We start from the raw sequence: 14,744 nt of genomic DNA, 5'->3' as shown, positions 1-14,744 counted from the left end.
ATCGATGATGAATACTGTGTGTTCATCCAGTACCTGTATTTTTAATCAGTTTGAAGAGGACTGCAAGTGGAACCTGACAAAAATATCGTCATCCTGGGCACGGGCGGCACGATTGCCGGTGTCGCCGAGCAGGCGGGCACCAGTGTGGGCTACCGTGCGGCCCAACTGGGCGTGGCTCAGCTGCTGCAGGCCGTGCCGGACCTGGAGCGCGTTGCTTCTGCATCGCTGCAGGTGGAGCAGCTGGCGCAGCTGGACAGCAAGGATATGGATCACGCGACCTGGCATGCACTCGCGCTGCGATGTGCCGAGCTGCTCGCTCGTGATGACGTGAGCGGCATCGTGATCACCCATGGCACCGACACGCTGGAGGAAACCGCCTGGTTTCTGCAATGTGTTCTGCACCCGGCAAAGCCCGTGGTGCTGACGTGCGCCATGCGCCCGGCCACAGCCATTTCGGCTGACGGCCCCGGCAATCTGCGCGATGCCGTGGCCTGTGCGGCCGACATGCAGGCTGCTGGCCGCGGTGTGCTTGCCGTGGTGGCGGGCCGGGTGTTCAGTGCACGCCAGGTGCGCAAGGTGCATCCTTATCGTGTGGATGCCTTCGATGGCAGTGGTGCCGGCCCGCAGGGCTGGGTGGAAGAGGGGCGGCTGCGCTGGGCAACAGGCGGGCTGCCGGTCGTTGCGGCCAGCTCCACTGCAATCGCTTTACCGCCCGCAGATCACTGGCCCCTGGTGGAGCTGCTGCACAGTCATGCGGGCTGCAACAGTGCCGTAGCTCTGGCGGTGATGCAGGCCTGGTATGCGGCAGGCGTGCGTGCCGTGGTGGTGGTGGGCACGGGCAATGGCACACTCCATCAGGCATTGGGGTCAGCCCTGGACTGGGCGCAGACGCAGGGCATGGCTTTGTGCATCACGACCCGGTGCGAGGAGGGGCAGGTGGTGCAGGCCGAGGGAGCGGGGGATGGCCGTGTGAGCAGCCTGCCGGCGGCCAAGGCCAGAATCAGCCTGATGCTGGAGCTGATGGGCTGGCCTCACGCATTGGATTGATGCTCTTGTTATGAGAGCTGCTAGCCCTCATTGATAAAGAGTATTTATGGTGTTTTGCTCTGAAATCCAATGAATGTAGGCGCGGGAAGCTATGAATATTGATGGCTCCAGCGCCATCCCTGGTACAGCTTTTCCGCACCGGACTGATGTCGGCCGGAAGGCCGGGAGCGCGAGCTTCAAAAACAAAAAAGGCCGGTGAAGACTCCGGCCTTTTTTGCCCAGAGATGCCTGGCCGCGAAAGTCGGCAAGGCTCCATGAGCGAGTGATCAGGGCGATCAGGAAGCCAGAGCGGCCAGAGCGCGTTCGGTGATTTCTTCCACGCTGCCTGTGCCGCTGATGGCGCGGTACTTGGGGGCCGCTGCTGCATCGGCCTTGGCCCAGTTGCTGTAGTAGTCCACCAGAGGACGTGTCTGGCTGCTGTAGACGTCCAGGCGCTTCTTGACGGTTTCTTCCTTGTCGTCTTCGCGCTGAACCAGGTCTTCACCGGTCACGTCGTCCTTGCCTTCCACCTTGGGAGGGTTGAACTTGACATGGTAGGTGCGGCCCGAGGCGGGGTGGCTGCGGCGGCCGCTCATGCGTTCGATGATGGCGTCGAAGGGCACGTCGATTTCCAGCACATAGTCCAGCTTCACGCCGGCGGCCTTCATGGCGTCGGCCTGGGGGATGGTGCGGGGGAAGCCGTCAAACAGGAAACCCTTGGCGCAGTCGGGCTGAGCAATGCGTTCCTTGACCAGGTTGATGATCAGATCGTCGCTGACCAGCTGGCCGGCGTCCATCACGGCCTTGGCTTGCAGACCCAGAGGGGTGCCAGCCTTGACGGCGGCGCGCAGCATGTCGCCCGTGGAGATTTGAGGGATACCGTACTTTTGGCAAATGAAGGCCGCCTGAGTGCCTTTGCCGGCGCCGGGTGCACCCAACAAAATCAGTTTCATGGAAATCCTTGAGGAGAGTAGAAATTCTTGCTGGCCCAGGCAGACGGGTGGTCGTCCGTAGTCCCCGGGCCGTATTTTTTCGCGGGCAAGGATAGCACGCACAAGACCAACACAGGCTTACACAATTCAGTCAAGGCTGTCACAAGTGCGGCCAATTGAAGGCATGTATCCGCTGCAAACGCGATTGCTGTAGTTGTAATCCAGGTGCCGAAGCCGTTACATATGCTATTCGGACTATGCGGAAAGTATAGCGATCAGCGCTTTCCTGGACTGGCCCAGGGCCCTTTGGGGTTGCTCTGGCCGACGGGGCTGCTGCCGGCTTGATGCCTGAGCAGCCCTGGAAGAAGACGGCCTGCGGACCGGTGTCGCCAAAGTGCGCAGGTCTTTTTCTCAAACAGCAAAAACAGCGCGCACGCGCTCCAGGTCTTCGGGCGTGTCGACGCCGGCACCCGGTGCATCGGGCGTGATATGCACGGCAATGCGGTGGCCGTGCCAGAGGGCGCGCAACTGCTCAAGCTGCTCCATGGCTTCGGTCGGTGCAGGTGCCAGTTGTGGGAATTCGCGCAGAAAACCGGCCTTGTAGCTATAGATGCCAATATGGCGCAGCGGTGTGAAACCTGTGTGACCGGCCCTGGGGGCAGCCGTCTGCCACCAGGCCTCATCGCCGTGGTCGCGCGAGAAAGGGATGGGCGCGCGGCTGAAATAGCTGGCCAGACCCTTGACGTCACAGACCACCTTCACCACATTCGGGTTGCGGTAATCCGTCAGGCTATCAATAGGATGGGCGGCCGTGCCCATGCTGGCTTCGGGGCGGGCCAGCAGCAGTTGCGCCACGGCCTCGATGAGCTTGGGGTCGATCAGCGGCTCGTCGCCTTGCACATTGACGACCACATCGTCGCCGGACAGGCCCAGCTGCGCACAGGCTTCAGCCAGACGGTCGCTGCCGCTGGGATGATCCTTGCGCGTCAGGATGGCCTGGATGCCATGCTCGGCGCAGGCCGCCACAATGCTCTCGTCGTCGGCCGCCACCACGCAACGGGCTGCGCCGGCCAGAGCTGCGCGCTGGGCCACGCGCACCACCATCGGCAAGCCGGCAATATCGGCCAGGGGTTTGCCGGGCAGACGGGTCGAGGACAGTCGGGCCGGGATCAGTACCGTATAGCTCATGGCTTATTGCTTTTCTTCTTCCAGCTCGTCGTCGGACAGGGTGCGGGCTTCGTTTTCCAGCAGCACAGGGATGCCGTCGCGCACGGGATAGGCCAGACGCGCGCTGTGGCTGATCAGCTCCTGATGCTCGCGGTCAAAGCGCAGCGGGCCCTTGGTGACGGGGCAGACCAGCAGTTCGAGAAGTTTGGCGTCCATGGAGTATTCCTGCAAAACGGGATGAGGGCGCCAGCAGGGGGCTGGCGCTGCAAAAAGGGGGGATCAGCCGAGGCCGATCCATAGGCTCAATGATAGTCAGGCTGGCTTGCTATCGCGGCGAATATTGGCGTTGGCCTTGGCCAACTGCGCGTCCAGCAGCTCCCAGAAGGCCTGCGGCAGCTGCAGCTCAAGGGGAACGGCCCAGGCTTCGGGATGGCTGCGCCAGAGCTTGACGGCGTCTTTTTCGGTGCAAATCAAGGGTTTGTCGTTTCCCAGCTTGCGCGAGAAGCTCTCGAAATCATAGTGATCGGGCAGGGCCTGGGTTGCCGCAGCAGTGATGCCCTGGGCGGCCAGCATGGCAAAAAAGGACTCGGGGCGTGCCACGGCGGCCACGGCCTCCGGGCTCTGGTCAGCCAGGCTGCGCAGCGGGATGCTCTGGCCATGGCCGTTGTGGGCAGTGTCGGCCAGGCTGCGCTGCAGCGCGAACGTCGGGGCCGTGCCCGGAGGCCTGGGCGGCTGGCCTGCATGCAGTGTGGCCGTCACCGGGCGGGGCCAGGGCTCGCGCAACGGGCCTGCGGGCAGCAGAAAGCCGTTTCCGACTCCTTCATCATTGAAGACGCACAGCTCCACATCGCGTGCCAGGGCCAGATGTTGCAGGCCGTCGTCGCTCACGATCACATCGACCTGCGGGTAGCGCTGGCGCAGCACTTGCGCCGCTTCCAGGCGTCTGGAGGCGACAAAGACCGGTACGCCGGTGCTGCGCGCCAGCAGGGCGGGCTCGTCGCCGACTTCGCTGGCGGGGCTGTCCGGCAGGGCCTCGCGGCAATCCTGCCCGTTCTCGATCCTGCGGCCATAGCCGCGCGAGATGATGGCCGGCTGCCAGCCTCCGGCCTTGAGGTGGGCCACCACGGCCTGAGTCACGGGAGTCTTGCCCGCGCCGCCTGCGATCACATTGCCGACGACGATGACCGGCAGCCCCGTGCTTTGCTGGCGGCTGCGCATGCGCCTGGCGTTCCAGGCCTGCAGCACTCCATAGATTCGCGATAGCGGCCACAGCAGCCAGGCACCCGCTCCACGCCGGCGCCAGAGGGCGCGCAAGCCATGTTGCGAGGAGGATGCTTGGGCGGTGTTTTGAGGCATAGGGGTTGGGATCATACGGGCGCGGCCGGAGTTCCCGCAGCCAACAGGCCTGCGTGATGCGCAAATACCTGGGCCCTGATCCCGGGAGCTCGGGATCAAAAACTGCCAAACAGGCTGCCCAGCGCCACGATGACGGCAAGGGCAGCGACGGCCGGGACGATAGCTACCATGGCAATGTCCAGATAGGACTGGCGATGCGTGAGCCCGCAGATGCCCAGCAGGGTGATGACGGCGCCGTTGTGCGGCAAAGTATCCAGTCCGCCTGTGGCAACGGCCGTGACGCGGTGCAGCAGCTGGGGCGACAGGCCTGCTGCTTCGCCCATCTGTAGCCAGGTGCTGCCCAGGGTCTGGAGGGCAATGCTCATGCCGCCTGAGGCCGAGCCGGTGATGCCGGCCAGAATATTGATGGCGATCGACATCGAGATCAGCGGGTTGTCCGGGTAGATGTTCAGCACCGCATCGCGTATCAGCGTGAAGCCTGCCAGCGAGGCGATGACAGCACCATAACCGACCTGAGAGGCCGTGTTCAGCAGCGGCAGGGCCGAGGCGCTGGCACCTTTGTCGAGCAGTTGCTTGAGCTGTGGCAGGCGGCCCCACCACAGGGCAACCAGCAGGCAGATTGCCGCGGTCAGGGCCGCAATCACGGCCCAGATGCCGCGCAGCGCCTCGATGCTGGTGGCACCGAAACGGGCTTCGGCCAGATAGCGCGTGTCCAGACCTGCAAGCACATGCACTGATAAAAGATAGTTCAGAGCGATCACCACGGCAACAGGCAGCAAGGCCTTGCCCAGCTCCAGATGGCTGGGGGCGGCCTCTGCTGCTGGAGCAAGTTCGTCCGCCGGCTGCTGGGCTTCATCCTCGGCGGTAAAGCCTTCGCCTCTGGAGCGCGCTTGCGCGCTGCGCCAGTGCAGCCACCACAGGCCGAGCATCAGCATCACGGCTGCGGCGATCAGGCCCAGTCCCGGCGCGGCAAACGGCGTGGTGCCGAAATAGGGCATGGGGATCGCGTTCTGGATGGCCGGCGTGCCGGGCAGCGCCGTCATGGTGAAGGTAAAGGCTCCCAGCGCAATCGTGGCTGGCATGAGGCGGCGCGGGATGTCGGCACGCCGGAAAAGCGCCTGGGCGATGGGGTACACCGCAAAGGCCACGACAAACAAGGAAACACCGCCGTAGGTGAGAACGGCGCAGGCCAGCACCACGGCGAGTATGGCGCGCCGCTCGCCCAGTGCTGCCGCAATGCCTTGGGCAATGATGTGAGCCGCACCCGAAGCTTCCATCAGCTTGCCGAAGACCGCGCCCAGCAAGAACAGCGGAAAGTAGGCGATGACAAAGCCGCCAAGGCTGACCATGAAGATCTGGGTGTAGCTGGCCAGCATCAGCTCCGGTGCACCGAAGGCCACGGCCAGCAGGGCTGTCAGTGGTGCCAGCAGCAGCACACTGACGCCGCGATAGGCCAAAGTGATGAGCAGACCGAGTGAAAGAACGATGCCCAAAATGCTGATCACATGCACCTCTCTAAGCAAACCGTGCAGTCACGGCGTTCAATTCAAAAGCAGCGCAGCCTGTGCCAGGGCTGAGGCGGTACAGCCTCGTGGCAAGCCCATTGCGCCGCGTCATCGCGACACAGGTATGACAGCCGCCATCGTCTTTGATTCGCCGGCTTGCGTCGCTCAGGTCCCGAAGGGACGGCTGCCCAGCGTTTCCACCACATGGTCCACAAAGCAGGTGATGCGCGCCGCCAGTGCGGTGTTTCGATAGTAGACCGCATTGACGGGCTGGCAGATGTCCAGTGTCTGCTTGCCGAACAGCTGCACCAGATTTCCTTGCTCGCGGTCTGCGCGGGTCATGAAGTCCGACAGGCAGACGATGCCCAGGCCGGCCAGCGCCATTTGCCGGAGTGTCTCGCCGCTGGAGGAGGCAATGTCCGGGCGAACGCGCACGGCGTTGCCGTCGGCGTCGCGCAGCGGCCAGTCGTTGAGCGACTCGGGCTGGGTAAAGCCCAGCAGGCTGTGCTGGGCGAGCTGTGTCGGACTGGCGGGCATGCCATGGCGCTTGAGATAGGCCGGGCTGGCCAGCACGCGAATGCGACTGATGCCCACAGGACGGGCGTGCAGCGTGGAGTCCTTGAGCACGCCGATGCGAAATGCCACGTCGGTGCGCCTTTCGAGCAGGTCGATGATGCCTTCGTTGGAGTTCAGCTCCAGTTCCACCTCGGGGTAGCGCGCACGAAATCCTGCAATCAGCGGCACCAGCACATGCAGCATGAAGGGGGTGGCCGCATCGACACGCAATCTTCCCGCCGGCCGCATGCGCCGCGCCGCCATCAGCTCCTCCGCTTCGTCCACCGATGCCAGTATGGCGCGGGCATGCTGCAAGAAGGTGGCGCCTTCCTCGGTCAGCTCCAGGCGTCTGGTGGTGCGGCGCAGCAGCGTGGTCTGCAGCTTTTCTTCCAGGCGCCCCAGCGTGCGGCTGGTAGCCGAAATTGTGAGGCCCAGCAGCTCCGAAGCGGCCGTGATGGACCCCGTGTCCACGACGGCCACAAAGGCCTGCAATTCATCGAGCGTGGTCTTCATTGTTGAATTCAGTTCAAGAAAATTGAGGGGGTGCCAGGCTTGATCTGCAAATATCAACTGTGTGCACCGCCTTGGGAGCTCGTCTGTGGCTCTGTTCGCCCCGGTCACCGGCGCATTGCCGAATTCACCTCTGTGGAACGACTGTTGGTGATTGCCGATGGCTCCCAAGCCTGCATTCCCGCAGCGGGCATGGCAGTCATGTCTGCTGGGGCACGTGTTGCCATCAAAGATGATGAAGACTGGTCACTGCTGGCGCAAGAATCGAGTTTTTATATTTGATTTTATTTCAAAAGAATTTGTGAAATACAGGGCTTAATCTACAAATATGGGTTGGGCAAACTTCAGGCATCGGAAAAGCCTGGCCTGATAGCAGACATGCAAGCTCAGGACTGGCTGCCGTCTTCAATTTCATTCAGGAGTTATTTCATGAGCCATATTCCTTCCTTCGGGGTCGGCACCTTCCGCCTCTCCGGTCAGTCCGTGATCGATTCCGTGCGCAATGCACTCGATGTGGGTTATCGCGCTGTCGACACGGCTCAGATCTATGGCAACGAGGCTGAAGTCGGCCAGGCCATCGCCGAGAGCGACGTGGCACGTGGCGATCTGTTTGTCACCACCAAGATCTGGGTCGAGAACTACAGCAAAGCCAAGCTGATCTCCAGCCTTCAGGACAGCCTGAAAAAGCTGCGTACGGACTATGTGGACCTGACCCTGATCCACTGGCCTGCCCCTGGCAACGGCGTGGAGCTGTCCGAGTACATGGAGGCGCTGGCCGAGGCCAAGGCCCAGGGACTGACCCGCCAGATCGGTATCTCCAACTTCAATATCGAACTGACCAAGCAGGCCATCGCGGCCGTGGGCCAGGGCGAGATTGCCACCAATCAGATTGAGCTGAGCCCCTATCTGCAAGGCCGCAAGCTGACGGCCTTCCTCAAGGAGCAGGGCATTCAGGTCACTTCCTACATGACCCTGGCCTACGGCAAGGTGCTCAAGGACCCGGTGCTGATCCAGATTGCCGCCAAGCACAACGCCACGGTGGCGCAGGTAGCCCTGGCCTGGGCGCTGCAGCTGGGCTATGCGGTAATTCCCTCGTCGACCAAGCGCGAGAACCTGGCCAGCAACCTGCTGGCGCGCGACCTCAAGCTGGATGCCGAGGAGATGGCGCTGATCGCTGCGCTGGAGCGCAACGGGCGAGAAGTCAGCCCCGATGGCCTGGCTCCTGTGTGGGACTGATAGTGGTGCCGTATTAGGCCCTTAACCGGGCGGCTTGAGCCGCCAATCCTGCCGCAGCGTGCAGGCCAGAGTACTCTGGCGACGTTTGCGTTTTCTCTTGAGCCAGCGTTCTAGCTTTTTCGCTTGATCCGGTGTGGAGATCAGGCGCAGGTTCTGGCGTAGCAGGCTTTCGCTGGCGGCAAGATCATTCAGCTCTCCGAGAGGTTGCTGGATGTTCTTGAGGCGTTTGAGCAGACGGTGATGATCTTTGGGCAGCAGAGGTCCGAATAGCTCCAGCAGATAACGAGTTTTCTTGCCAGCTTTTCTGACATCGTGAAATGCTTCGATATCTGGCTTGTTCGCTGTTATCGCCCGCTTGATGCGTTGGTGCAACTGCCGCCTGGACTTTGCGATCCGTGCTTCGGCAAGTGCTCCCAATCGCAGCTGGCGAGGCTTGACGCGCAAGCTTGCCTCTGTTTGTGTCAGCGTTTTCAGCAGGCATGTCTGTATATGCGGAGGTGACAGGATTTCTCTGCCAGCCTGCAAGGCCGCCTCGCGAGCGACGTATATTGCGGCAATGCCGGCTGCACTGCATTTGCCATGACGGCTCAGCAGCTCGATCAGAATGTCGTAATCGCGGGCCTTGCCTGCTGCGCCGGCAATCGATTTCAGGTAGCCGCGCTGCCGTGCATATTCCTCGGCGCCCATCAGGGGGCGGTAGAGCCACCATAGTGTCAGCAGGTTGCGCAGCGCAACGCGCAATTGATGAATCCCCTCGGCGGCGGGCTCTCGGGCTATGTGCCGGGCCTGTTCGACTGCCGAGTCGACAAGCGGGGATGCGATAGCTGAAAACGCCACTGCGGCGTCTGGTTTGCCTTTGCCCATACGAACTCCCGGGGCAGTTTTCATGAGGCGGAGACAAGCTTGCGACTAGCAAAGCGATGCTCCGGTCCGCATTGCTCTCGCTGCTGTTTGCCACAGTGTGCCATGTTCCCTGCCCTATGTCCGTGGGCAGCTTCTGAATTGCGGCGGGAGCGTTCAGGCCGGTGACTGGCCTGGGCAGTGATGAGTCTGAAGGCTGGGCTTGGCTGCTAAAGGTTGGCAACGAACACGGGCAGGCTCAAGGCTGTTTTTGCACCAGGGCCGTTCGGCCCAGTCTTGCCCCAGTCGGCATTGAGCCAGTCCTTCTTGACGATATGTTCTGCGACGGCGGCGAGCTCTGCAGAGGGGTTAATGGCGCAGCCGAAAGGCAGCCGGCCATGTGTGCTGGAGACAAGACTGAAGCGTAGCTGCCTCGTCTGTGCGTCATGCCAGCAATAGAAAAGCATGGATGGATTTCCGCTCAATTTCTCTCGCCTGGCTGTCATGACCTGGTTGATGAAATCGACAAGAGCTGCAGCACTGAGACCCAGGGACTCGTCATCGCACGGAGAAAAGCACCACAGATTGGACGATGCCTCATGGTTGATGTCGGCGGCGTCGATGACGATCTCGTCATCGCGTGCCATGGACAGCCATCTGCCTAAAGCCGGCGAATCCTTCATCGGGTTCTGTGAATGTCGAGGATGGGTCAATGGAGTTTGCTGTAGTGGCGCTTGTTTTGACGCAGCGGCTGATGAGCGCATTCTCGAGAAGCTGGTAGCCAGTCATTGTGATGAGAGCTAAGCTTGCGGCCTCTACCTCAGGAGTCTCGCATGCCACAGACCATTCGACTGCACCGTGTGATCAAAGCTCCGCCCGAACGCGTCTATCGGGCCTTCACGACCCCCGAAGCCATGGTCAAGTGGTTGCCGCCCCATGGTTTCGCGGCGCAGGTGCATGAATTTGACGCCCGTGTGGGCGGCCGCTATCGCATGAGCTTCATCAATTTTTCCGCCAACAGTCAAAACAGCTTTGGCGGCGAGTTTCTGGAGCTGGTGCCAGGCCAGCGCATACGCCATACCGACCGCTTCGAGGACCCGAATCTGCCGGGTGAAATGATCACCACCGTGAACTTGAAAGCCGTGTTTTGTGGCACCGAGCTGCATGTGGTGCAGGAGGGCGTTCCCGACGTGATTCCCGAGCAGGCCTGCTATCTGGGCTGGCAGGAGTCGCTGCAGCTGCTTGCCCTCCTGGTGGAGCCGACCATCCCTGACGGAGCGTGAAAACGACGCAGAGCGCGACATTGACGGCCCGAGCTCAATGCATGGCGTGATCCATGCGTCGGCACCCCAAGAGAGGGGCAGAAACAAAAAAGCCCGCTTTTCAGCGGGCTGTCTTGCTTGCAAGCTCTGGTTTTGCTTGCGATGTTTGGTAGGCGCGATTGGACTCGAACCAACGACCCCCACCATGTCAAGGTGGTGCTCTAACCAGCTGAGCTACGCGCCTGTCGTCGATGGGATGAATTCTAGCAGCGGAAAAATGGTGGTTTGGGCAAAGTCGCGACTTTTTTGCGCTTGAGGCTGAATTTTTTCAAATCCGGCAAGCGGCTCAAGGCTTGCCGGGGCGCTGTTGATTCGCTACTAAACTTTGATGTGTTTTCCATCAATTGAATCGGCAACCCCATGACAAAAGCACAAGCAGGCATTCTGGCGTCTCTTCCTGAACAGGGGCGCTATGTTTTCTTCACCCTGGTCGGTGCAGGTGCAGATTTGCAGAACAGTCTGAAGAAATTGCAGACCAGTGTTGACGGTCAGCAGGTAGTGGCGGGTCTGGGCCTGCAGGTGCTGCAGCAACTGGACAAGAAACTGCCGCTGATGCGCGAGTTCCCGCACCTCAAGGGCCCGCAGTTCGAAGCACCCAGCACACCTTATGCGCTGTGCCTGTGGCTGCGCGGCGATCAACGCGGTGAGCTGATCGCTCTGACGGCCAAGCTGACCAACTTGCTGGCGCCGGTCTTCAAGCTTGATCACATCGTGGATGCCTTTGTGCACCAGCGTTCGGACAACGGTCACGGCCGTGATCTGACCGGTTATGAAGACGGCACTGAGAACCCCGAGGACGATGAGGCCGTGGCAGCCGGCATTGCGGCAGAGCAGGGGGCAGGCATGGACGGTTGCAGCTACTGGGCCTTGCAACAGTGGCAACATGACTACTCGGCCTTTGGCTGCATGAGCACCATGGAGCAGGACTATGCCGTGGGTCGTCGCCGCAGCGACAACGAGGAACTGGACGATGCCCCTGAATCAGCCCATGTCAAGCGCACGGCGCAGGAGAGCTTTGAGCCGGAAGCCTTTGTGGTGCGACGCTCAATGCCCTGGTGGAGTGTCAGCCCTCAGGGCAGTGATCGCAGCGGCTTGATGTTCTCCGCCTTTGGTTGCAGCTTTGACGCTTTCGAAGCTCAGATGCGCCGCATGCTGGGCATGGATGACGGCATCAGCGATGGACTGTTCCGCTTTTCCAGGCCGCTGACGGGCTGCTATTTCTGGTGTCCGCCGATTTCTGGTGGCAAGCTGGATCTGACGGTGCTGGGACTCCAGGCCTGAGAAATGGCATGGGTGCAAAGAAAAACGGGCCATCTGGCCCGTTTTTTCATGTGCTGCCCATTCCCCGAGAGGCTCCTAGTTGGCCTTGCCTGCGCTGGCCGAGGTCTGGGTGGCAAACGTGATCTGCGACAGTCCCGCGTGGCGGGCCGCTTCCATGACGGTCACCACCGACTGGTGCGGGGAGTTGGCATCGGCACTGATGATGACCACGCTGTCATTGCCCGCTGTTGCCGCACCGGACAGGGCGGCGGCAACAGAGGAGACGCTGCGGTCATCCACGCCTTGCTTGTTGACGGAGTAGCGGCCATCAGCAGAGACGCCGACGATGATTTCCTTGGGGCGATCGCGTTGCTGCTCGGTGTCGGCCACGGGCAAGGTCAGTTGCAGCTCGGTGAACTTGCTGTAAGTGGTGGAGAGCATCAAAAAGATCAGCACCACCAGCAGCACGTCGATGAAGGCGATCAGATTGATCTCGGGCTCATCGCGGTGACGAGGACGGAAGTTCATGATGGATGCGTTCCGCTTCTTACTTGGCAGGCTTGATGCGGCCCAGATGGCGTACGAACTGCTCGGACGCCAGTTCCATGCCCAGCAGATAGCCGTCCACACGGGCGCGGAAATAGCGCCAGAAGATCAACGACGGAATGGCCACCATCAGGCCGAATGCCGTGTTGTAGAGCGCAATCGAGATGCCATGGGCGAGCTGGGCGGGGTTGCCGGCGCCGGAGCTGGCTCCGGGCTGGGAGCCGAAAATCTCGATCATGCCGATCACCGTGCCCAACAGGCCCAGCAGCGGCGCGGCCGAGGCAATGGTGGCCAGGGCGCTCAAATACTTTTCCAGCTTGTGGGCGGCAGCGCGGCCCGCGCCCTCCATGGCCGAGCGCAGCTCTTCCTCGCTGCTTTCGGGATGTGCCTGGCGGGTACGCAGACCAGTGGCCAGAACCTCACCCAATACCGAGCTTTGGGCCAGTTGCTGGGTGGTTTCAGCGCTGGGCAGGTGCTTGGTGGAGACCGAAATCGCTTCATTGAGCAGATTAGTCGGCGCGACCTTGCTGGCTTTCAGCGAGGCAAAGCGCTCAAAAATCAGGGCCAGGGCCAGAATCGAGCAGGCAATCAAAGGCCAGATAGGCCATCCTGCGGCTTGTATGATCGACAGCAACGTTGCTCTCCCTCGTCGTTCAGAAATTGCAGCCGACGATTATGACCCACTGCCGTGCCGCTGCGACCCGTTTTTACAGGCCTCATACGGCAGGCTTGAGCCAGCGCAGCAAGATCGTGCGGCAGCGCTTGAAGCGCAAGGAGCTTGGAGCGGCAGAGCAGGCACAAAGTGCTTGCGATTCTTTGCGAATGCTTTCGCGTATATCACAGAAATCTGTGGATAACTTTGTGATCTAGTTGCTATGCCGGGCAGTTATCTGCTTCGCTTTAAAGGCTTGTTACGAGTTTGACACCTGTATGAAGCCTTATAAGTTGTTTTAAATCAATAGGATGGATGATTTTCCTCATGTGTTGTTTAGGATTTTTCTGGCTTTGTCGCCGACAAGGCTGGACGCCGACATCTGTGGAGAATCAGGCCCGCGTAAGACCTCGCTGACACCGCATGAATTCAATGTTTGAACGTCCAAACTCAGCAACCACGCCGCATGTGTGGGAAGTTGGCGCGCTATGCCACGCCATTGGCGATGCCTTGCAGGCTCGCTTCAATCCGGTCGCGGTGCGCGGCGAGCTCAGTGGCTTTTCGCGCGCTGCCAGCGGGCATTGCTATTTCAACCTCAAGGACGCGAGCGGGCAGATTCGCTGTGCCATGTTCCGTCGTGCGGCCGAGCAGGTCGGTTTCTCGCCACGTGATGGCGAGCTGGTCGAAGTCAGAGGGCGTCTAGGCGTCTACGAGCAGCGTGGCGATCTGCAACTGGTGGTGGAGAGCATGCAGCGAGCCGGGCAGGGGGCCTTGTTCGAGCAGTTTCTGCGCCTCAAGGCTCAGCTGGAGTCCGAGGGCCTGTTCGACCCTGCGCGCAAGCGATCGCTGCCGCCCTTGCCGCGCGGCATTGGCCTGGTCACGTCCCTGGGGGCGGCCGCCTTGCACGATGTGGTGACGGCGCTGCGCCGCCGCGTGCCACATATCCCGGTGGTAATTGTTCCGGCCCTGGTGCAGGGGCTCCAGGCGCCGCAATCGCTTGTGCAGGCGCTATCAAAACTGTATCTCCTGACGCAAGAGGGACAAGATGCAAGCGGCGACTTGCGTGTTGATTCCGCGCGGCAGCCGGTGATAGACACCATTTTGCTGGTGCGCGGTGGCGGCTCGCTGGAAGACCTGTGGGCCTTCAACGACGAACAGCTGGCGCGCACCATTGTGCAAAGCCCGGTGCCGCTGATCAGCGGCGTGGGTCACGAAACCGACTTCACCATTGCCGATTTTTGCGCCGACCTGCGTGCGCCCACGCCCACGGCTGCGGCCGAGCTGGTAGCCCAGCCGCGCGAGGTCTGGCTGGGGGCTCTGGGTCTGATGCAGGACCGTCTGGACAATGCCGTGCAGCGTGTGCTGGATCGCCAGGCCCAGCGCCTGGATATCGCTGCACAGCGTTTGGGGCGGCCTAGCGAGCAGTTGGCGCGCAATCAGCTGCAGCTCAGCCGTCAGGCACAGCGCCTGCGCCACTCCATGCTATTGAAATTGCAGCGGCTTGCGCAGAGCCAGCAAGCGATACAGGTCAGTTTTCCCAATATCTTCCAGCGCAGTCTGGAGCAGCAAAGGCAAACGCTGGATCGTATCGACCTGCGCTTGCAACTGCTGGACCCGCGCCTGGTGTTGCAGCGCGGCTATGCCTTGCTGACGGATCAGCAGGGCAGGCCTGTGACCCAGGTCAGGCAGGCCGTTCCGGGAACGGCACTGAAGGCTCAGCTGTCGGACGGAGCGGTGGATGTGGTGGTCACTCAGCCGCGTCTGCTTTGATGCTCGCCAGCCACAAGCTGGCTGCAAAACACCTGCACGCTAACCGGGTTCTTCATCAGAACTCTTT

Annotated in this window: 16 protein-coding genes and 1 tRNA gene; 6 read left to right on the top strand and 11 right to left on the bottom strand. The window is 61.4% G+C overall.

Annotation, left to right across the window (positions count from 1 at the left end; genetic code table 11):
- The first annotated feature begins 66 nt into the window (after positions 1-66).
- Positions 67-1,047, top strand: a complete 981-nt coding sequence (locus AAIL67_RS09445; RefSeq protein WP_343483859.1) for an asparaginase — start codon at positions 67-69, stop codon at positions 1,045-1,047.
- A 275-nt stretch (positions 1,048-1,322) separates the two neighbouring features.
- Here the strand turns inward: AAIL67_RS09445 and adk are convergent, their stop codons facing one another.
- The 6 genes from adk to AAIL67_RS09415 all read right to left on the bottom strand — a co-directional run bounded on the left by adk (position 1,323) and on the right by AAIL67_RS09415 (position 7,054).
- On the bottom strand, positions 1,323-1,979 hold the full coding sequence (gene adk, locus AAIL67_RS09440) for an adenylate kinase (RefSeq protein WP_003062884.1): 657 nt from the start codon (positions 1,977-1,979) through the stop codon (positions 1,323-1,325).
- 390 nt (positions 1,980-2,369) lie between these two features.
- Positions 2,370-3,146 (bottom strand): 3-deoxy-manno-octulosonate cytidylyltransferase, encoded by a 777-nt coding sequence (kdsB, locus tag AAIL67_RS09435; protein ID WP_343483858.1) that lies wholly within the window; start codon positions 3,144-3,146, stop codon positions 2,370-2,372.
- Positions 3,147-3,149: 3 nt separating this feature from the next.
- Positions 3,150-3,341, bottom strand: a complete 192-nt coding sequence (locus tag AAIL67_RS09430) for a Trm112 family protein (protein ID WP_003054006.1) — start codon at positions 3,339-3,341, stop codon at positions 3,150-3,152.
- 96 nt (positions 3,342-3,437) lie between these two features.
- The gene (gene lpxK, locus AAIL67_RS09425) at positions 3,438-4,481 is read right to left on the bottom strand and encodes a tetraacyldisaccharide 4'-kinase (protein ID WP_343483857.1); all 1,044 of its coding nucleotides are present in this window, start codon (positions 4,479-4,481) and stop codon (positions 3,438-3,440) included.
- Positions 4,482-4,576: 95 nt separating this feature from the next.
- A complete protein-coding gene (locus AAIL67_RS09420; protein WP_343483856.1) occupies positions 4,577-5,986 on the bottom strand; it encodes a GntP family permease in 1,410 nt (469 codons plus the stop codon).
- A 165-nt stretch (positions 5,987-6,151) separates the two neighbouring features.
- Entirely contained in the window at positions 6,152-7,054 is a 903-nt protein-coding gene (locus AAIL67_RS09415) for a LysR family transcriptional regulator (protein ID WP_343483855.1), read from the bottom strand.
- 132 nt (positions 7,055-7,186) lie between these two features.
- On the opposite strand from AAIL67_RS09415, the gene AAIL67_RS09410 reads away from it, so the two are divergent.
- Positions 7,187-7,333 carry a hypothetical protein gene (locus AAIL67_RS09410; protein WP_171832527.1) on the top strand — a complete coding sequence of 49 codons (147 nt, stop codon included), beginning with the start codon at positions 7,187-7,189 and terminating at the stop codon, positions 7,331-7,333.
- 147 nt (positions 7,334-7,480) lie between these two features.
- Positions 7,481-8,287, top strand: coding sequence for a 2,5-didehydrogluconate reductase DkgB (gene dkgB, locus AAIL67_RS09405; RefSeq protein ID WP_343483854.1), 807 nt, complete (start codon positions 7,481-7,483; stop codon positions 8,285-8,287).
- 21 nt (positions 8,288-8,308) lie between these two features.
- On the opposite strand, the gene AAIL67_RS09400 is transcribed toward dkgB, so the two are convergent.
- Positions 8,309-9,151: a CHAD domain-containing protein gene (locus AAIL67_RS09400; protein WP_343483853.1), complete on the bottom strand. Its 843-nt coding sequence runs from the start codon at positions 9,149-9,151 to the stop codon at positions 8,309-8,311.
- 206 nt (positions 9,152-9,357) lie between these two features.
- On the bottom strand, positions 9,358-9,891 hold the full coding sequence (locus tag AAIL67_RS09395) for a hypothetical protein (protein ID WP_343483852.1): 534 nt from the start codon (positions 9,889-9,891) through the stop codon (positions 9,358-9,360).
- A 69-nt stretch (positions 9,892-9,960) separates the two neighbouring features.
- Here AAIL67_RS09395 and AAIL67_RS09390 point away from each other — a divergent pair, with 69 nt between their 5' ends.
- On the top strand, positions 9,961-10,410 hold the full coding sequence (locus AAIL67_RS09390) for an SRPBCC family protein (protein ID WP_003062911.1): 450 nt from the start codon (positions 9,961-9,963) through the stop codon (positions 10,408-10,410).
- A 146-nt stretch (positions 10,411-10,556) separates the two neighbouring features.
- On the opposite strand, the gene AAIL67_RS09385 is transcribed toward AAIL67_RS09390, so the two are convergent.
- Positions 10,557-10,633 (bottom strand) — tRNA-Val (locus tag AAIL67_RS09385).
- Between the two features lie 176 nt (positions 10,634-10,809).
- Between AAIL67_RS09385 and AAIL67_RS09380 the strand changes: the two genes are divergently transcribed.
- Positions 10,810-11,730, top strand: coding sequence for a Dyp-type peroxidase (locus tag AAIL67_RS09380; RefSeq protein ID WP_343483851.1), 921 nt, complete (start codon positions 10,810-10,812; stop codon positions 11,728-11,730).
- Between the two features lie 75 nt (positions 11,731-11,805).
- Here the strand turns inward: AAIL67_RS09380 and AAIL67_RS09375 are convergent, their stop codons facing one another.
- Complete coding sequence (locus tag AAIL67_RS09375; RefSeq protein WP_003054027.1) at positions 11,806-12,237, bottom strand: biopolymer transporter ExbD; 432 nt, start codon at positions 12,235-12,237, stop codon at positions 11,806-11,808.
- A gap of 19 nt (positions 12,238-12,256) precedes the next feature.
- Positions 12,257-12,889 (bottom strand): MotA/TolQ/ExbB proton channel family protein, encoded by a 633-nt coding sequence (locus AAIL67_RS09370; RefSeq protein WP_003062918.1) that lies wholly within the window; start codon positions 12,887-12,889, stop codon positions 12,257-12,259.
- A gap of 450 nt (positions 12,890-13,339) precedes the next feature.
- On the opposite strand from AAIL67_RS09370, the gene xseA reads away from it, so the two are divergent.
- Positions 13,340-14,677, top strand: a complete 1,338-nt coding sequence (gene xseA / locus AAIL67_RS09365; RefSeq protein WP_134737326.1) for an exodeoxyribonuclease VII large subunit — start codon at positions 13,340-13,342, stop codon at positions 14,675-14,677.
- Positions 14,678-14,744 lie beyond the last annotated feature (67 nt).

This window comes from Comamonas sp. A7-5 (assembly GCF_039581385.1).
In the GTDB taxonomy this organism is placed as follows: domain Bacteria; phylum Pseudomonadota; class Gammaproteobacteria; order Burkholderiales; family Burkholderiaceae_C; genus Comamonas; species Comamonas thiooxydans.
This window is presented reverse-complemented; position numbering and strand designations above follow the sequence as displayed.